The 18,722-nt window shown below is 56.4% G+C and carries 15 protein-coding genes; 5 read left to right on the top strand and 10 right to left on the bottom strand.

Translation table 11 applies throughout. The features are described 5' to 3' along the window. Positions 1-16: 16 nt before the first annotated feature. The 3 genes from GCU45_RS29295 to GCU45_RS29285 all read right to left on the bottom strand — a co-directional run bounded on the left by GCU45_RS29295 (position 17) and on the right by GCU45_RS29285 (position 4,140). A complete protein-coding gene (locus GCU45_RS29295) occupies positions 17-1,300 on the bottom strand; it encodes an MFS transporter (RefSeq protein ID WP_152402503.1) in 1,284 nt (427 codons plus the stop codon). Then, positions 1,293-2,342: an ArsR/SmtB family transcription factor gene (locus GCU45_RS29290; protein WP_152402502.1), complete on the bottom strand. Its 1,050-nt coding sequence runs from the start codon at positions 2,340-2,342 to the stop codon at positions 1,293-1,295. The genes GCU45_RS29295 and GCU45_RS29290 overlap by 8 nt, the downstream gene beginning before the upstream one ends. A 196-nt stretch (positions 2,343-2,538) precedes the next feature. Then, a complete protein-coding gene (locus GCU45_RS29285; protein ID WP_244364325.1) occupies positions 2,539-4,140 on the bottom strand; it encodes an S-layer homology domain-containing protein in 1,602 nt (533 codons plus the stop codon). Positions 4,141-4,426: 286 nt separating this feature from the next. On the opposite strand from GCU45_RS29285, the gene GCU45_RS29280 reads away from it, so the two are divergent. Together GCU45_RS29280 and GCU45_RS29275 are read left to right on the top strand one after the other, a co-directional pair. Next, on the top strand, positions 4,427-4,996 hold the full coding sequence (locus GCU45_RS29280; protein ID WP_152402500.1) for a GNAT family N-acetyltransferase: 570 nt from the start codon (positions 4,427-4,429) through the stop codon (positions 4,994-4,996). A gap of 301 nt (positions 4,997-5,297) precedes the next feature. After that, on the top strand, positions 5,298-6,044 hold the full coding sequence (locus tag GCU45_RS29275; protein ID WP_152402498.1) for a hypothetical protein: 747 nt from the start codon (positions 5,298-5,300) through the stop codon (positions 6,042-6,044). Positions 6,045-6,134: 90 nt separating this feature from the next. Here GCU45_RS29275 and GCU45_RS29270 read toward each other — a convergent pair whose 3' ends face one another. From GCU45_RS29270 to GCU45_RS29250, 5 genes are all read right to left on the bottom strand, one after another. Then, a complete protein-coding gene (locus GCU45_RS29270) occupies positions 6,135-6,695 on the bottom strand; it encodes a GNAT family N-acetyltransferase (RefSeq protein ID WP_152402496.1) in 561 nt (186 codons plus the stop codon). A 78-nt stretch (positions 6,696-6,773) separates the two neighbouring features. After that, positions 6,774-8,501: a proline--tRNA ligase gene (locus GCU45_RS29265; protein ID WP_152403420.1), complete on the bottom strand. Its 1,728-nt coding sequence runs from the start codon at positions 8,499-8,501 to the stop codon at positions 6,774-6,776. Positions 8,502-8,908: 407 nt separating this feature from the next. Then, complete coding sequence (locus tag GCU45_RS29260; RefSeq protein ID WP_152402494.1) at positions 8,909-9,577, bottom strand: class II aldolase/adducin family protein; 669 nt, start codon at positions 9,575-9,577, stop codon at positions 8,909-8,911. Between the two features lie 199 nt (positions 9,578-9,776). Further along, positions 9,777-11,273 carry a rhamnulokinase gene (locus tag GCU45_RS29255; RefSeq protein ID WP_152402493.1) on the bottom strand — a complete coding sequence of 499 codons (1,497 nt, stop codon included), beginning with the start codon at positions 11,271-11,273 and terminating at the stop codon, positions 9,777-9,779. A gap of 26 nt (positions 11,274-11,299) precedes the next feature. Further along, positions 11,300-13,090, bottom strand: coding sequence for an L-fucose isomerase (locus GCU45_RS29250; RefSeq protein WP_152402491.1), 1,791 nt, complete (start codon positions 13,088-13,090; stop codon positions 11,300-11,302). Positions 13,091-13,590: 500 nt separating this feature from the next. Between GCU45_RS29250 and GCU45_RS29245 the strand changes: the two genes are divergently transcribed. Genes GCU45_RS29245 through GCU45_RS29235 form a run of 3 tightly spaced genes read left to right on the top strand, consistent with a single transcriptional unit; the run spans position 13,591 to position 16,479 of the window. Beyond that, a complete protein-coding gene (locus tag GCU45_RS29245; RefSeq protein WP_152402489.1) occupies positions 13,591-14,595 on the top strand; it encodes a LacI family DNA-binding transcriptional regulator in 1,005 nt (334 codons plus the stop codon). Between the two features lie 37 nt (positions 14,596-14,632). Then, complete coding sequence (locus GCU45_RS29240; protein WP_152403419.1) at positions 14,633-15,994, top strand: TrkH family potassium uptake protein; 1,362 nt, start codon at positions 14,633-14,635, stop codon at positions 15,992-15,994. A gap of 59 nt (positions 15,995-16,053) precedes the next feature. Further along, positions 16,054-16,479: a cytidine deaminase gene (locus GCU45_RS29235; protein WP_152402487.1), complete on the top strand. Its 426-nt coding sequence runs from the start codon at positions 16,054-16,056 to the stop codon at positions 16,477-16,479. 66 nt (positions 16,480-16,545) lie between these two features. On the opposite strand, the gene nagE is transcribed toward GCU45_RS29235, so the two are convergent. Together nagE and GCU45_RS29225 are read right to left on the bottom strand one after the other, a co-directional pair. After that, complete coding sequence (nagE, locus tag GCU45_RS29230) at positions 16,546-18,012, bottom strand: N-acetylglucosamine-specific PTS transporter subunit IIBC (RefSeq protein ID WP_152402485.1); 1,467 nt, start codon at positions 18,010-18,012, stop codon at positions 16,546-16,548. Between the two features lie 32 nt (positions 18,013-18,044). Beyond that, positions 18,045-18,539 (bottom strand): PTS sugar transporter subunit IIA, encoded by a 495-nt coding sequence (locus GCU45_RS29225; RefSeq protein ID WP_145134720.1) that lies wholly within the window; start codon positions 18,537-18,539, stop codon positions 18,045-18,047. Positions 18,540-18,722: the final 183 nt, after the last annotated feature.

The following is an 18,722-nucleotide window of genomic DNA, read 5'->3' as shown; positions in this document are numbered from 1 at the left end:
TAAAACGGTTGTTTTCCTATGGATATTTTCTCAAATCACCCGCCGGATTATGTCTGAAAATCATCGTCCAGGCCACACCGGTTCCCGTCACAGCCATAATCAGCAGGCCGACCGTCAGGAACAGCCCGGGAATTCCGTACGCCGCGGTACAAAAAGTACCGTAGAGGATACCAAGCGGCCCGGCAGATTTGACGAGCAGCAGCCGCATCGATAAAACCTGCCCAAGGACCTGCTCGGGGACCAGTCTGTAGAAAACATTGCTGCTGAAGACATTCCAGAACGGCATCGCGATCCCCGCGGCCAGCTCGATCATCAAGGCAGCAGGCAGGCTGCGAACGAGCGACAGCCCGACGTAAGTCGCCCCGCCGATCAGGAGAGCGGTGAGCATGGTGCCAAGCATCGGAGAGGTTCCCCTTATTCTGCCGGCTGCCCAGCTGCCCAGCACATACCCGCAGGGAAATGCGGCCGTAAACCAGCCATATTCGGCCGAGCCGCCGCCAAGCACCTCCGAGACGTAAGGGATATACATCGCCTGCGTAGCCGCTACGCCAAAGCTGGTAACAGAGACGAACAAAGCGAGCGCCACCAGCAGGCGGTTGCCCGAAAACACCCTCCATCCGGCGCGGATCTGACCGAACCAAGCCGCTCCCGCGCCTGATCGGCCTTGTCCAGGAGAAGCAGCGTAGGCAGGTGGCCCCTCCCGAATGCAGCAGATACACAGGAAAGAGCCGGCGAACAGCAAAGACAGGATCAGAAGGAGTGTTCCCGGTTCAAGGACCTGCACGCCAAGACCCGCCAGCGGGAAGGCTAAGGTCCGCATCAGCTGCACGCTTCCCGACATCCATGCATTTTTGCAGGTCAGTTCTTCCGGCCTTACCAGCTTCGGAAGCAGGGCACCGGAAGCAAGGTCGTACATGACAAACGAGCTGATCCAAGATGCCGTATACAATATATATGACTGTCTTTCCCCGGCTATCCACATCAGACCCGCGGCAAGATAAACCACAGCCCGGACGGCTTCCGACAGCTTCATGAACGCCGTTCTTTTCCACCGGTCGATCAGGGGACCGGCAAGCAGCTGAACGCCCCATTGGGAAGCGAAGCTGATCAGCCACAGCCCTCCCATCGCCACTGTGGAGCCTGTCACCTCATACAGCAGCCAGGAGAGGATAAACGTACCGCAAGTGCCGGCGAACATGGACAGCAGCTGGTCCGCATACAGCCATGCGAAATTTGGCGGCCACCGCCTCAGCTGTGCGGAATCACCCTCCGCTTGTTCCGGGCTCTGCCTATTAATCATGGCTGCCAGTCAAAAATTCGTTCAGCTCTCGTTCATGATGGTGAAGTGACTGCGGATTCCAGGCATAGCTGCCGCCCTTCACCCGGATGAGCCCGGCTGCGCGCAGAACGGCCAGATGATGATGCACCGTCGTTTTCCCCAGCCCCAAGGCGTCGGTCAGCTCCTTCAGCGTCTGGTCCTTCCCGGCGATCAGCTTCAAGGCGCGGAGCCTTTTGTCATCTCCCAGCGCCTTGTAGATCTGCACCAGCCTGGCTGGCGGCTCGTAAGGATCCCGGAGCCCCGGCAGGCTGGTCTCGCTGACAGGATAATAGAATACCTTCGTTTGCGGCAGCGAAGCCTCGACCGTAAACGGCCTATAAATGATATGAGGAATGAGCAGCACCTGCTGAACCCCCGGCTCGGGGGTATACTCCACACCGGTTGCCCTCAGGACAGTCTCCTCTGGTGAAAGCGTCCGAAGCCAGGCCGCCTTCTCCTCCGCATCCCGCTTCAGTACGGCCGCCGTTATCTCCCGCTCGCGTTCCATAAACTCCGCGTCCCACAGCTGCAGCAGAGCAATCAGATGGTCCCTAAGCGTATCGGTATCCGTCGTCATCACATCATGAATCAATTGTGGAAAAAAACGGTGTCCTCGGCAGGCATCCATCATCTCTTCCACACCAGCAGCGTCTCCTTCCGCCGCCCGTCTGCGGGCTGGCTCCAAAGCTGTCTCCAGGTACGGGAGCACAAGATAGCGGAACTCCTCCATGCTTAGAGCATGAGTCTCCATTGCAAAGCTTTCAATCGTCTCGCAGCTCAAGGAATGAAGCAGCTGGAGCAGCATTTTCCAGGTGTTATGCTCCTGGCAGAACTGAAGCTCGGCTTCGAGCCGGCTGCTGGCTCTTTGGCGCAGCTGGGCATAATATTCGCCGGGCTTGTCCAGCGACCCGTGAAGCTTCGGGTAGGTCAGCACGGCTGCACCCAGCGCGCACTCATACCAGATGGAGGTTTGCACTTTGGCCTCATAGCTCGTTCTTTTAAAGGAAAGATCCAGCAAGTTCATCCCTATTCTCCTTCCAAAATTCCATGGTATCGATACCGGTGGATTCCAAAATCTGGACTAATATGTTTTTATTCTAATCGATCAGTTTAAGATATTCAATAACTATAGAACATTTAATTCTAATTTTATTGAACGTTAATATAAAAATAGAGCCTGATCTATAAAGATCAGACTCCACTTATCTTACTGGTCATGATTAGTAGGAAGCATACCTTTCCGCATTGGACATCGCCGTCCATACGTCAGGCGTCTCCGCTCCCATATACCAGAAAGCGTAACCGGCTACTCCCCGGTCGGCTGCCATAACATATTTTTTCGTGATGGATCTGCTGTCCTCAATCCATATTTTATGGGTATATCCCTGTTTTTGATATTTGAAAACGTACTGCCCCAGGTTGTCGTCCCAGGTGCGGTTATAGGCCACGGAACGCGTACGGACGCCCTGCTGTGCCAGGTTCAATTCTTCCGAAGTGGCTCCTCCTTCTTTCAGCGTCCAGTCCCGGGTGTAGAATGGCAGGGCCAGGATCGTCTTGGACGATGGCACGGAGCGAAGAAGCTTGTCCAGCGCGCTTTCCACCCAAGGGTAAGAAGATACGGACCCGGCGATCGGGTCGCCGCCCCAATGCTCATCGTAACCCATCAGAATGATATAATCCGCCGCCTGTCCCAGCGCCTTGTAATCAAAGGCTTCCGTCCAGTCGGTTCCAAGGTCCGGCGACACGTCGATCGATACGACGCCGCCCACGGTACGCAGGCTTTGGTCCAGCTCTGTCACGAACGCCGTCAGTGCTTCACGGTCCTGAGGGCTGACATTTTCAAAATCGACGTTGATGCCGTTCAGCCCGTACGATTTGACATAAGCGGTCAGCTGTTTGATCACGCTGTTTTTCTTCGCAGGATCGGTCAAAATATCGTCCGTCAGCTCGGGATCCGAATGATTGCCGAGGAGCGCCCACACTTTTTTATGATTCTGCTTCGCCCAGTTCAGCAGGCTGGCGTCCACGTGGTTGGACAAGGAGCCGCTCCCCTCCTCCAGAAAAAACCAGCGGGGTACGATCGTATTGACGTTGGATGCCTTCACCTTGGCGATAAACTGGGAGATGGTCAATCCGTTCTGCCATCCGACCTGCAGAGAGGACGCTGGCGTGGAATGGATCGCCTGATCCCATGACGAAATTTGCAGCACGCGGTCAAGCACGGCCGCGGTTTCTTCGCGGGTCATGTTGGCTTTGGGGCGGAATTTTCCGTCCGCTCCTTCCATCAGGCCAAGTGAAGCCGCGGCTTTGACATATGGTCGGGCCCATGAGGAAATACTCGCGGCATCCTGATACGGCAGCTGCCCAGCACTGACCGCAGCCGGTTCCTTTTTCAGCGCGCGAACGATCAGGACTGCGGCTTCCTCCCGGGTAATATTCGCCTTCGGCTCAAAGGTGCTGGCGCTTTTCCCCTGAACGATGCCAAGGTTCAGTCCGGCCTGCACCCAGCCGTAATACCAGGATGTGCGCGGAACATCACTAAAAGCCGGGATGTCCCCGTCCACTTCCTTCAATTTAAGCAATCGGTCTGCCATGGCGGTAAACTCGGCACGCGTCACCGTTTTGCGCGGTTCAAACGCTCCCCCTCCCGTTCCTTCAACAACGCCCTCGTGAACGAGGTCGACGATTTCATCCCGGGCGAAGCTCCCCGAAATGTCATGAAAAGGCAGACTCGAGCTGCCGGATGCGGCATATACCGGTCCAGTGCTTGCGGCCAGCATGAATGCTGCAAATAAGGTTACTAACTTTTGCGGTTTAATCAAGGGAGGGTGCCTCACTTTTCATAGAATAGATTTTCTTTCATAGAGTGCTTACTCTTATCCTATCAAAAAGATGCGGACGATTTGATCGCTAAATATTGGTAGATATGGTATAAAAAATATCAAAATAAAGTGGGATGAAAACGGGAAGATACGACAGCATTTTCCATGGACAGGCCTGGAAATTAGACTTATATTACTGTAAGCAGGCATCCAGACTGCCGGTATGAAGCGGCCGGAAATATAGTTGGAATGCCATCGACCGATATTATATTAAGGAGGGATTGTAATGCTGCTGGATCAGCATGAGGCCATTTATTTAAGAGAACTGGTGGAAGAGGATGCAGAGGCGCTTTTTACGCTGCGCCGAAATAACCGCGACTTTCTTCAGCCCTTCGAACCGATTCGTCCCGAGTCGTTCTGGACGCTGGAAGGACAGGTCAAGGACGTGTGGAACGGCATCACGGGCGCTGAGCTGGATCAGGCTTGTGTACTGGGCATCTTTTTAAAGGAATCGGACCGGCTGATCGGTCGGGTTGCCTTGACGGCATTTGCGCGGGGGGTATTTCAAAACGCCAACATCGGCTACTTTATGGCCCAGGATCAGAACGGAAAAGGTTATATGACCGCGGCCGTCCGCATGAGCGTGGATCATGCGTTTCGAAGCCTCGGGCTGCACCGGGTGCAGGCCGGCGTCATGCCGCGGAACCTGCGGTCGCTGCGCGTGCTTGAAAAAGCAGGCTTCCGCCGGGAAGGCCTTGCGGAGCGGTATTTGCAAATCAACGGCGTGTGGGAGGATCATGTTCTGCTTGCCGTGACGGCGGAAGAATGGCCGGGACTCGAGCTGGTGGCGGAATAGCGGAGAGCTATCTTAAAAGGAAGTCTTGCGATTTGCCGGACGATCTTGAGTCCTTCGCGAGACTCTAGATAAGGTTATCCATAGAGTTTCGCAAGGTATTTGTGAGGCATTCATGAGGCATTTGGGAGGGATTCGTGAAGCTCTCGGGGGCTTTCGTGAGACTTTTTCGCGCTTCTTTTGTGTGGCTGTTTGGGCGGAGACCCTTCCCGTGCTACAATGTTACCAGTTCTATAGAAAGAACTACTATACTTTCTGATCTCTTAAAAAACGCAAACACACCAACGGCTGAAAGGTAAACGATATGGAATACTTGTATGAAACAAAACCGGGCAGCTACGAGGACTACGCAAGCGGCAGGGTACTCTATAATGCCCCCGGCGTGACCTCCTTCCCGGTGCGGCTCGGAAGCGAAATCGTCCAGCGGTGCTTCGGCATCCTGGAGGAGCGGGGAATTTCCGGCCCTTATACCCTTTACGATCCCTGCAGCGGCGGAGCCTACCTGCTGACCATAACCGGTCTTCTTCACGGATCAAGGGTCCGGCGGATGTATGCTTCGGATGTCGATCCGAACGCCCTGTCCGTCGCGGGCAAAAATTTGGCGCTCCTGACGAAGCAGGGGCTCAGCGAACGGGAGCTCCAGCTGCGGGAGCTGTACGAAAACTACGGCAAACCTTCGCATAAGGAAGCGCTGGAGAGTTTGGCCCGGCTTGAGTCTGCAGTCTCGGGCCTGACTTTGGACGCAAGCGTCGTTTTTCAGGACAACATTACGGAGCCGCATCACCTGGATCACGTCGATCAGCCGATTCATCTGGTGCTGACCGACCTTCCCTACGGGGATCTCGTCAGCTGGGAAAGCGGCGACGCCGACCCGGTGTCCGCTTTATTCGAGCATATCTATCCGCTGCTCAGCAGCGAAGGTGCGGTCGTCGCGATGATCGCGGACAAAAGCCAAAAGCTGGGGCACGCCCGTTATAAGCGGCTTCAGCATTTCAAGATCGGCAAGCGGCAGGTGGCGATTTTTGAACCGATCCGGGAAACGAAGGCTTGATGGGCCAGAAATGACCGCCGCCAGTATATAAATACAGCAAAGGACAGCCCGCCGGCTGTCCTTTTTCTGTTCATTTTTCGCAGGCTGCCTTCAGCCCAACTTGACCATATGATAATACACATGGCCGTTAATCATAATGTTTTTGTCGGTCTGGTATCCGAGCTTCAGGTACAGCGAATGGGCCTTCGTGTTATCCGTTACAACCGCCATGGCGATTTTACGGTATCCGTATGCACTTGCCCGTTCCTCGGCTGCGCGAATCAGGGACGTGCCGATCCCCCGTCCGCCATATTCCGGTGAGACCGAAAGCGTGTCGATGTAATATTCGTCGAGATCCGCTTCTTTATCCAGCTGCAAATCCGGGTTCTGCTTCATGGATCGCAGCCTCGCAAGGATCGGCCGGTCCAGCTCCGCTGCCTGGTCGCCTCCGTATGCCACCACAAGGCCTACCGGCCGTTCATCCAGTTCCTTCACCAGCGTCTGCTTGTAGCTAAGGCGGCCTTCCTCGGCAGCAAAATAGGCTTCAAGCGCGGCCAGCACGGCCTCCTCGCTGTCCTCTCCGGTTAATTGTTGCGCAACATCGTGCAGCGCATCGTACAGCAGCCGGGCGGCATGATGCGCGTCTTCTCGTTTTGCGGGTCTGATCGTCATAGCTTCCTCCATCATAGCATTACATTGCGTTGGTCTGCCCAGGGAATCCCATTCCCGTGTCAGGCACAATCCCTTCTATTATAGAGTTTCCCACGACGCGGAACAAATTTCCGCAGCCAGCCGCGCAGCCTCCTGCCACGCTACCTCAGTCCGTCCACCGGCCCTGCGGTCTGTCCACTCGACGACGCCTTCCCCGGCCCGTTTGCCTACGACAATGCGAAGCGGCAGGCCGATCAAGTCGGCATCCTTGAACTTCACGCCCGGTCGCTCCTCCCTGTCATCGACGAGGCATTCCACGCCCTGCCGCGCAAGCTCCTTGGCAATCTGGTCCACAACCGCCGCCTGATCCGGATCCTGGGGGGAGACGGGAATCAGATGCACAGAATACGGGGCAATGCCGAGCGGCCAGCACATCCCTTGTTCCGCGGACGATTGCTCGGCCACTGCCGAAAGGAGGCGGGATACGCCGATGCCATAGCAGCCCATGATCATCGTCTGCTCCCTGCCGGCTTCGTCCGTATATCTGGCATCGAGAACGCTGCTGTATTTGGTGCCCAGCTTGAAGACGTGGCCTACTTCGATGCCTTTGGCAAAATGCAGCGTCTCCCCGCAGTTCGGACAGCGGTCCCCCTCCTGCACGCTGCGGTAATTGCCGATATGCGCCGGCTGAAAATCCCGGAACGGCACCACGTTCCGCACGTGCGCATGTTCCTCTCCCGCTCCGGCTACCGCGCCGCCGTGCAGCACGGCATCGCGGTCCAAATATACAGGAATATCAAGGCCGACAGGTCCAGCATAACCGTGAGGCGCTCCCGTCACCTTCAGCACCTCCTGCGGGTCGGCGAGTTCAAGCGTCACGCACCCAATCGCTGCGGTCAGCTTATTCTCGTTGACTTCATGATCTCCCCGTACGACGGCAGCGACTGGCTTATCGTCAGCCATATAAATCATCGTCTTCAAAATATGTGATGAAGGCACCCCAAGGAAGGCGCCCACTTCTTCGATCGTCCTTGTATTCGGCGTGGCGACTTTTTCGATGGCGGGAGCTTGGCGTTCCGCTTCATCCGCCGAATGTTCTCCGGCAGCAGCAGCAGTGGCCTTCTCCAGATTGGCCGCATACCCGCAGGCCAGGCAGCTGACGATCGTATCCTCACCGATTTCCGCGGGCGCCATGAACTCATGCGTTTCCCCTTCACCGCCGATGGCTCCCGCCTCCGCTTCCACCATGCTGAACTTCAGGCCGCAGCGGGTGAAGATGCGGCGGTAAGCATCCCGGACCGCCTGATAGGTCCGGTCCAGCTCCTCCCAGCTGCGGTCAAACGAATACGCATCCTTCATCAGGAACTCGCGCCCCCGGAGCAATCCGAAGCGCGGACGCCGCTCATCCCGGAACTTCGTCTGGATTTGGTACAGGCGAAGCGGGAGCTTGCGGTACGTATTCACCTCGCTCGCGGCAAGCGCCGTGATGACCTCCTCATGCGTCGGTCCGAGCACAAACTCGCGCTCATGCCTGTCCTGCAGGCGGATCAGCTCCGCCCCGTAGGCCCCGTACCGTCCGGAGCGCTCCCACAGCTCGGCCGGCTGCATCGCCGGCAGGTGCAGCTCCTGGAACCCGGCCTGGTCCATTTCTTCACGGAGGATTGTCTCGATCCGGCGCAGCACGCGCCAGCCAAGCGGCAGGTAACTGTAAATTCCCGCAGCCAGCTGCCGGATAAAGCCCGCCCGTAGCAGCAGCTGGTGGCTTCGCGCTTCCGCTTCGGCAGGCGCTTCGCGCAGCGTTGGGATTAGCAGGGACGTTTGCTTGATAATATAACGGCTCATCGCCGATCAGCCTCCTCGTATCTTTTAATGCAGCACATATTCGTGACAAACACAAACTCAAACAACAAAAAACACATCCGTCCTGAAGGGACGAATGTGTTCGTGGTACCACCCTGTATTCAACCGCCGCATGTACGGCAGTCCTTAATTGGCAATATAACGGGATCACCCGGCTATGAATACTCGAACCTGCAGATTCTTTCATCACGGCAGCTACAAGACGGGAAGCTCATGTCCGTGCGCGGAAACCTTTCAGCCAGGGGTTTCTTCTCTGGAAAACGCCGGTCCTCATGAACTGTTACTCTTGATCATCGCTTTGGAAATTTGACAAACCATGGTTTGTTTTTTCCATACTTTACAGGATGATCAGGACCGATGTCAAGAGCCGGATATCACTTCATTTTCTGCAGGAGCTGCACCCGGTAGGCTTCGCTTTCGAGCGACTGAATCTCTTTGTACTCGGCGTCGGTCAGCACTTTCGGCTCGCCCACCGCCTTGGCGGCGAGGTACACCTTCGCGCTTTCCTCCACCACCTCGGTCCGGTAGTACGCTTCGCGCAGATTTTTCCCGGTCGTCACGAGTCCATGATTTTCGAGCAAAATCGAGTTGTGATCCCCGACTTTCTCCGCGACCGCATTGGCCAGCAGATCGGTCGTCGGCAGCACGTAGGGCACAAAGGCGATGTCGCCGACAAGCGCGGCCTGGTCCGGGAACAGCATCGGCAGCTCCTTCGAGACCAGCGTCAACGCGATGCAGTGGGCCGGATGGGTATGCACGATCGCCTGGATATCCGGATTGACCCGGTAGGCAAACAGATGCATCAGTACCTCTGATGACGGCCGCACCTCTTGATCCAGCACGTTACCGGAGTCGATCTCCACCCGGATCCACTGCTCCGGCTCAATGTCTTCGAGTGCAAACCCGCTCGGAGACAGCAGCATGATGTTACCCGCTTTCGCGCTAATGTTCCCGCCCGGTCCCACTACCAGCCCTTTGGCTACGGTTTTCCGGGCATACCGGGTCAACTCTTCCCTGACTTGCTGTTCAAGCTGCACAGTCATTTCTCTCCACTCTCCTTATAGAGGTTGTTCAAAAAGTCCGCTTTTGATCACGAAGTAAATCGTGAAGCTGATTCGGCATCGAATCTTGAATTCAGCCGGGCCTTCCGGTGCTCACGTACCCACACGTACGCTCTGCTCCTCAGTCCCTAGCTTCATCCAATCTTCTCGGTACTGAAAACCGACCTTTTTGAACAAGTAATTATACCGTCTCTTGACGTTTAAAAAGCTTCACGTACTGCTGATAGCGCTCCTCCCACATCGCCGCATCCTCCGGCAAGTAGGTTTCCGGCGGAAAGGACTCAAGAACGACCTGCCGGATCTCGGCAAGGTTCTTCACTTCGCCGTGGGCCAGCGCCTGCATCATCAGATTGCCGATGGCCGTGGCTTCCACCGGCCCGGCAATCACCGGACGACCGGTAACGTTGGCCGTCAGCTGGCACAGCAGCCGGTTCTGGATGCCGCCGCCGACGATATGAATATGCTCCATCCGCTCTCCGGCGAGCTTCTCGATTTCGTCCAGCGTCTGGCGGTATTGAAGCGCCAGGCTTTCGACAATGCAGCGCACGATGGCCGCGCGGGACTCCGGCACCTTCTGCCCGCTGTCCCGGCAGTATTCGCGGATCCGCTGCGGCATGCCGCCCGGCGGCAGGAAGACGGCGTCGGCAGCGTCGATATAGCTGCCGTTCTCCGGCGCCGACAGCGCCAGCTCGGTCAGCTCGTCATACGTGAGCGGCGTTCCTTCCAGCGCCCACGTGCGCCGGCACTCCTGCAGCAGCCACAGCCCCATGATGTTCTTGAGCAGCCGGATTTTGCCGCCCGCTCCCCCTTCATTGCTGAAGAGGCTGTCCCGGCTGAAATCGCTGAGCGCCGGCTGATCGAGCTCGATGCCCATCAGCGACCAGGTTCCGGAGCTGATGAAGGCATACGGGGCAGCCCCCGCCGGAACGGACGCTACCGCAGCCGCCGTGTCGTGGCCCGCCGCGGCGATTACCGCCATGTCCGGCACCTGCAGCTCCTCGCGGATGTCCTGCCGCAGCTGTCCCAGCAGCGTTCCCGGCATCACGATCTCCGAGAACAGCGATTCCGGAATGGACAGCGTGTTCAGAATGCCGCTATGCCATGTACGGCTGCGCGGATCGAGCAGTCCGCTCGTGCTGGCGATCGTATATTCATTGGCCATGACGCCAGACAAATAGTAATGAAACAGATCCGGCATCATCAGCATTTTTAGCCCGCCCGCTCCATAGCCGGAGCGGACCTTCTCCTCGGCATACAGCTGGTAAATCGTGTTGATCGAGGAGGAGCGGATGCCGGTCAGCCGGAACAATTCTTTTTCCGGAATCGCTGAGAACACTTCCGGCATGACCTCCTCTGTCCGCAGGTCACGATAATGATAAGGGTTGCCGGCAAGTCTCCCCTTGGCATCCACCAAGCCGTAATCAACGCCCCAGGTGTCCACCGCCACCGATACCGGGGCACCGCCAGCCATCCGCCGGGAAGCGTGAATGCCCTGCTTCAGCTCATGGAACAGCCGCAGAAAATCCCAGTGAAAATGGTTCCCGAGACGAACCGGTTCGTTACTGAAACGATGCACCTCGTTTACGGTCAGCGTTCGGCCATTGAATGCACCCGTCACGGCGCGTCCGCTGCTTGCCCCGAAATCCACCGCCAGCATGTGTAAGGATTGCGAACCCATTAGCCCACCTCACCCGTAGAAAATGCTTACTTGTACAGCGGTCCGAAGTTTTGGCAGGCCCGGAAGTCCGCTCCCTCCGGATCGCTTGTTCCGAACAGCCCCCAGGCTCTCGGACGGAATACCTGCTCCTCTGCAACGTTGTGCATGCTCACCGGAATGCGCAGGATCGAAGCCAGTGTGATCAGGTCCGCGCCGATATGGCCGTAGCTGATCGCACCGTGGTTGGCTCCCCAGTGATCCATCACGGAATACACGTCTTTGAACGCTCCCTCGCCCGTCAGGTTCGGGGCAAACCAGGTGGTCGGCCACGTCGGGTCGGTCCGCTGATCCAGCTTGTCATGCACTTCCTCGGGCAGGTCGACCGTATATCCTTCGGCAATTTGCAGGACAGGACCAAGCCCTTTGACCAGGTTCAGCCTGGACATCGTTACCGGCATGCCGCCGCGCGTCAGGAAGTCGGACGAGAAGCCTCCCCCGCGGAAATATTCCACTGCCGCCGGGCGCCAGGACGTCGCTTTAAGGCAGTTGTCCGCGTCCTCCTGCGTAATTTCCCAGAACGGCTTCAAGGCAGGCTTGCCGTCCTTCAGCTGCTCCCCGGTACCATCCAGCGCCGCCGGTCCGGAGTTAATCAAATGCAAGAGGCCGTTCGCCGCGGCTCCGCCGAGCTCATGACCGGTCACCCGCTTCACCGCGTCGGGACTCCAGTATGTACGGACGTCAGCAAAGATTTGGGCGGTATTGGTCAGCAGGTATCCGAACAGCATCGATACGCCGTTCAGGCTGTCATTTTCGGTGGCCACCAAATAAGGCGCCCGGATGCCGTTCCAGTCGAACGAGGAATTCAGAATCGCTTCATGAAAGTCACCGTTCGGGAAGTGGTCCGTCCACTGCCGCTGTCCCTGGAAGCCGGATACGATCGCATGATGGCCCATGGCCTCTTCTTCAAAGCCGAGCTCCGCCAGCCGCGGATTGCCCACCATCAGGTCGCGTACGATCTGCGTCATTTTGACAACGGTCTCCCAGTCCTTGTCCTTCTTCTCGCGCGAAGTCCGGATCGCTTCAGGGTTGTTGTCCGGCCCTTCATTGCAGTTCTCCTTCACCCAAGCCATGGCGAGCTTGAACTCTTCCGGATCGTAAATTTCTTCTTCGATCCGCCGCGTAATTTCCGACATGTCCACGTACTCGTTGCGCATGCCCAAATATTCCTGGAAGAAGTCCGGATCGATCATTGAGCCGGCGATGCCCATCGACACCGAGCCGATGGCCAGGTAGGATTTGCCCTTCATCGTTGCAGCGGCCAGACCGGCTCTGGCAAAACGCAGCAGCTTCTCCTGCACGTCGGCAGGAATCGATGGATCGTTCAGATCCTGCACGTCCCGGCCGTAGATGCCGAACGCCGGGAGTCCCTTCTGCGCATGGGCAGATAATACAGCGGCCAAATAGACCGCGCCCGGTCTTTCCGTACCGTTGAATCCCCATACCGCCTTCGGAATCGAAGGATCCATGTCCATCGTTTCCGTTCCGTAGCACCAGCACGGCGTCACAGTGATGGATACGCCTACGCCGGCTTTGGCAAATTTGTCGGCGCAAGCCGCCGCTTCCGCCACGCCTCCGATGCAGGTGTCGGCAATGACGCATTCTACCGGGGAGCCGTCAGGGTAGCGAAGCTGTTCGCCCAGAAAAGCAGCGACCGACTTCGCCAGATTCATGGTCATATCCTCCAGGGACTCCCGAACTCCCTTCCGTCTGCCGTCGATCGTCGGCCGGATGCCGATCTTGGGGAACCCGTGCTTCCATCTTTCGTTCTGGTTAGACATCGTTTGTTTCCTCCTCAGCTTTTCTTATCATTTTTCATTGCTTACGATTGGGGTTACCGGTAACCCTAAAATAAAAAAATATACAGCCTTCCAATCCGTCGTTCCTATGAAAAACGTCAATCGGCATGCATTTTGGGAATACAGAACAAGCCTGGAAGAAAGCGACATGGTTCGATCGGAGCACCGTCACCAAACCGGAACACGTGCTGCTCTCTTAAAAAAGAAGGGTGCTTTCCTGAAATTTCAACGCTGCTGCTCTATATAACATACCGGTCCCGCTGCCTCGTCCGCTCTTTAGATCGTCCTAAGCTCCAGGTACAAAACGCCTTGCATGATTGCTTGAATTGGAATCTGCTGCATTGATGCTGGGTCAAATGCTCAAAAAAATGTATAATGAGTTATCGGTAACTTTAAAATAACAATGAAAGCGATTACTGTCAATCCGTATTTTCTTTTATCCGGGCGGTTCTGATAGAATATACAGCAAAGAGGGGTTTACATTGGTAACGATTTACGATATAGCGCAAAAGGCCAACGTCTCGGCCATGACGGTCTCCAAGGTCATCAACAATACCGGGCGGATCAGTGAGGAGACACGCCGCAAAGTCAAAAAAGTGATGGAAGAGCTTAATTACATACCGAATTCAAATGCCCGGAGCCTTGTCCTGCAGCAGACCCAAATTCTGTCCCTGCTCATCACGGACATCACCAACCCGTTCTATACGAGCCTGGCCCGCGGTGCCGAAGACGGTGCCAAACAGTACGGCTATCGCCTTCTGTTCGGCAACAGCGACGAGGATTACGTGAAGGAAAAGGATTATGTCGACATGATCCTGTCCACGCGGGTCGATGGCGTGCTGTTTGCTCCGGCCGGGGACCTGTCGCTGAAAAATCTCGAGAAGCTGCGGGCTCACAACATCCCATTCGTCATTATGGACCGGGCAGTGCCCGGAATCGAGTCGGATATGATCTGCGGGGACAGCAAGGAAGGCGCCCGGAAGCTTGTCGATTACCTGATCGGGCTGGGCCATCGCCGCATCGCGCTCGTCAACGGTTCCCTGGACGTCTCCACGGCCCGGCTCCGTTATGAGGGATACGCGGAGGCGTTGGCGCTTCAGGGCATCCCGCTGGATGAGACGCTCATCATCCACCAGAACTACCGCGATTACCATGCGGATGATCATCTGGAGCAGCTGCTCGAGCAGCCTTCTCCTCCGACCGCGATTTTTGCGGCCAACAACGTATTGGCGGTCGGTGTAATCCGCGATCTGCGCGAGCGCGGCATCCGGGTGCCGGAGGACATCTCCGTCGTTTGCTTCGACGACCTCGATCTCTCGTCGGCGCTGGACCCGTTTCTGACGGTGGCGGCACAGCCGGCTTACCAGTTTGGCGCCATGGGCATCCAGCTGCTGGTGGAGCGGATCCGGGGCAGCTCGGTTCCGGAGTCCCGTAAGGTGATCCTGCCGTCGGAGCTGGTGATCCGCTCGTCTGCCAAACCTATCTAAGTCACAGCAAGAGGTGAGTTTCATTTTACAAAAAAGTATGACCCGGGGGCATTGGTCCAAACGGCTGCTCACGCCCCCTAAAATTCTGGTGTTCGGGTTTCTGATCATGATCGCTGCCGGGACCCTGCTTCTGACGCTGCCGGCAGCGTCGGCTACCGGTATCTCGATCGGGCCCCTGAACGCGCTGTTCACGGCAACTTCAGCCGCCTGCGTGACCGGCCTTACAGTCGTCGACACGGGAACGGCTTTTTCCGTGTTCGGACAAACCGTCATTCTGCTATTGGTCCAAATCGGCGGCATCGGCTTCATGACGATGGCAACGCTGATCGCGCTCGTGCTGAACAAGCGGATTTCGCTGAGAGAGCGGCTGGTTTTGCAGGAAGCGCTGAACCACGGCACCATTGACGGCGTTGTCCGGCTGGTCAAGAAGGTTATCCTGTATTCCCTGCTGATCGAAGTGGTGGGAGCGCTGCTGCTTGCGGTCCATTATGTCTTTTCCCTTTCTCTGCCGCTGGGCAAGGCCGTCTATTTCGGTGTCTATCACAGCATCTCGCTGTTTAACAACGCTGGATTCGATTTGATGGGAAGCGTGCAGGGACCGTTCAGCGGTATGGCCTCCTTCGTGAGCGACCCGTATATGAATATCGTCCTGATGGCACTTATTTTTCTGGGCGGGATCGGCTTCATCGTGCTGTCAGACCTGCTGGAATACCCGAAGGTCCGCAAAATCTCACTGCACAGCAAGGTTGTGCTCAGCGCGACCGCGGTGCTTGTCTTCGTCGGCGGCCTCGTCATTTTCTTGATGGAGGTCAACAATCCGCGAACGTTGGGTCCGCTTAATACAGGCGGCAAGATTTGGGCTTCGCTGTTCCAATCGGTGACGACCCGCTCCGGCGGTGTCAATACGGTCGATATCGGCGGCCTTCACCAGTCAACGCAGTTCTTCATGATCCTGTTGATGTTCATCGGCGCGGCGCCCGGCTCGACCGGCGGCGGCATCAAGATTACGACGTTTGTGCTGCTCCTGGGTGCCGTGCATGCGATGATCCGCGGCCGGGAGGATGTCGTCCTGTTCCGCAAACGGATCGCCAAGGATGTGGTGTACAAAGCCATCACGCTGACGCTCCTTTCCATTCTGCTGATCATCCTGTTTGCCATGCTGCTGTCGGTGACGGAAGACCATGATTTTATGTCAATCCTGTTTGAATCGGCTTCGGCCTTCGGCACGACAGGCATCTCCATGGGACTGACCACCGAGCTCAGCCCCTTCGGCAAGGTATGGGTGATCTGCCTGATGTACCTGGGCCGATTGGGTCCGCTTACCCTTGCGTACGCGCTGACCCGGGACAACAAGAAGGAGCCGTACAATCATCCGGAAGGGAAAATCATTATCGGTTAAACCCGTTGTGAGTCTCAACTTATGCGGGGATTGCAATTTTTTGAAATGAGGCTGTCGATATGAGTATTGAGCAACAAATGTATGATGAAGTTATTGAACTTATCAGAAAAAGGTATCCGACAGGCTGGGGCGGCGCTGCAGCCGTCCGGCTTATAGACGGAACGATCCTCACCAGCGTGGCTCCCGAAGTCATCAACGACTCCACTCATCTATGTATGGAGACGGGGGCTATATTGGAGGCCCACAAGCTGAACAAGAAGGTAACGCATTCCATCTGCTTGGCACGGGATGACGAGATGTCGCCGTACAAGGTGCTTTCTCCTTGCGGGGTGTGCCAGGAACGTTTATTTTATTGGGGTCCAGACGTGAAATGCGCCGTCACGGTCCCGGGCGGCGAGCTCGTCTTCAAAACGTTGTCGGAAATTCAGCCGTATCACTGGAGCACCGCTTATGACGATCTGAAAGAAAAATGGGCGACATCCTGATGCACTGCCGAATGCCAAAAGAGGCTCCCCTTCATGGGGAGCCTCTTTGTCATACCGCCGACGTCTTTACATCAGCTTCTGGATTTCATCCTTCAGCACCTCGGACTGCGGCCCGAACACCACCTGGACGGCGCCTTTGCCGAGCCGCATGACGCCGGAAGCACCGAGCTGCTTCAGTCCTTGATCGTTGACGACCGACTCGTCTTTAACGACAAGACGCAGACGGGTAATGCATGCATCGATACTCTCGATGTTGTCCGTGCCCCCGATATTCGCGAGCACTCTGGCTGCCTTGCTGTCCGATGCCGCAACGCCCGCATCTGCTGCGCCGCCTTCTATTGCTTCGTCCGCCACCTGAACATCATCCTCCCGACCCGGCGTTTTCAGGTTGAGCTTCACGATCAGCACCCGGAACAGGACGTAGTACACGACCGCGAAGACCAGACCTACCGGAATGAGCAGCAGCGGCTTGGTGGACAGCGGATAGTTCAGCGCATAATCGATAAAACCGGCCGAGAATCCGAATCCGAGCTTCACGCCCAGCGCATACATCACGTAACCGGCCACCCCCGCCAGCACTGCATGTATACCATATAGTACAGGAGCGACGAACATGAATGCAAATTCAAGCGGTTCCGTAATCCCTGTCAGGAATGAAGCGACTGCGGCACCGATAAAGATCGAGGCCACCGCCTTGCGCTTCTCCTTCTTGGCGGTATGAATAATAGCCAGTGCCGCTGCCGGCAGGCCGAACATCATAATCGGGAAGAAACCGGTCATGAACATGCCCGCGGATTTGTCTCCCGCAAAGAACCGGTACAGGTCGCCGTGAACGACCTTGCCTGCCGCGTCGGTATAATCCCCGATCTGGAACCAGACGATCGAGTTGATAATATGGTGCAGGCCGAACGGAACGAGCAGTCGGTTTGCGATCAAGTATACCGCACTGCCGATTCCGCCGAGGCTGACGATCCAGCGGCCGAACGTATCCAGCACGTCCTGGACAGGCCCCCAGATGAGGCCGAGAATGATGCCGACGAATACCATCGTGACGGACGTAATAATCGGCACAAAGCGTTTGCCGCCGAAAAATCCGAGCCAGTCCGGCAGCTTGATTTTATGAAAACGGTTGTATAAATAGGCGGAAATCAGACCGACGATGATGCCTCCGAGAACCCCTGTGTTAAGCTCCGCGCCTTTATCCATAACGGTCGTAAACGCAAGCGGTACCTTAACCAGCACCTTTAAGAGAATAATGTGGCCGATGACGGCAGAAAGCGCGGCGACGGCGTCACCCGTCAATCCGATAGCCACCCCGACGGCAAAGATGAGCGGCAGGTTATCGAAGATCGTCGATCCGCCGGCATCCAGAAACGGTGCAATGTAGTGGTTCAGGAACCATCCCACCTGGTTGCCCAAGTGGAAGTCCTTAATATAGTCGATGTTGCCAAAACGCATCAGAATCGCCGCCGCCGGCAGCGTCGCCACCGGAAGCATCAGCGACTTCCCGATTTTTTGCAGAAATGCTAGCATGTTCTGTCATCCCTTTCTCGTCGAAAGTAGCTTTAGGATTTAAGCGTAACGCTCAGGATTTCGGTCTGTCCGGCGGTTACGGCCCCCAGCTTCGTTTCCATCTGCTCCACTTTGTCTTCGCTGTTCGTGATAATGACCGGCGTTACGGTCGGCAGACCTGCCGCGCGAATCGCCTCGATGTCGAATTCGATCAGCGTTTGCCCCGCCTTCACCTTGTCTCCCGTGTTGACATGGCTTGTAAATCCGCTGCCTTTCAGCCCTACTGTGTTAATGCCGATATGAAACAGGAACTGCAGGCCGTTCTCATGCTCTACAATGACCGCATGCTTGGACTTGATCACGTGAGCAACGACGCCGTCAAACGGAGCGATCAGCTTGCCGTCGGCAGGCTCAATGGCGAGCCCTTTGCCCATATGTCCGCCTGCAAAAGCTTCATCCGGGACCTGATCAAGCGGTACAGCCGTACCTGTAAGCGGGGACGTAATCTCTAGCGTTTGCTGTTTTTTGGATTTCCATTTTGAAAACATGAATATTCCTCCTTGACGAAATCTGCGTGAATCTCCGATCGGTTGTCATCATCCGGGCTATGAAAAAAGGATCTTTTCCATTATGTCCAGGAACGGATGAACTATGTGGGAACCTGTTATATGCTTGCGGTTGGAAGCTGCCTGAGAACGCAACCTTTGAAACGGAAGCGATTTCAAAACGTT

Origin of the sequence: Paenibacillus cellulositrophicus (genome assembly GCF_009363095.1) — a bacterium.
In the GTDB taxonomy this organism is placed as follows: domain Bacteria; phylum Bacillota; class Bacilli; order Paenibacillales; family Paenibacillaceae; genus Paenibacillus_AQ; species Paenibacillus_AQ favisporus.
Note: the sequence above shows the minus strand (reverse complement) of the source record. Positions and strands in the feature narration are given on the sequence as shown.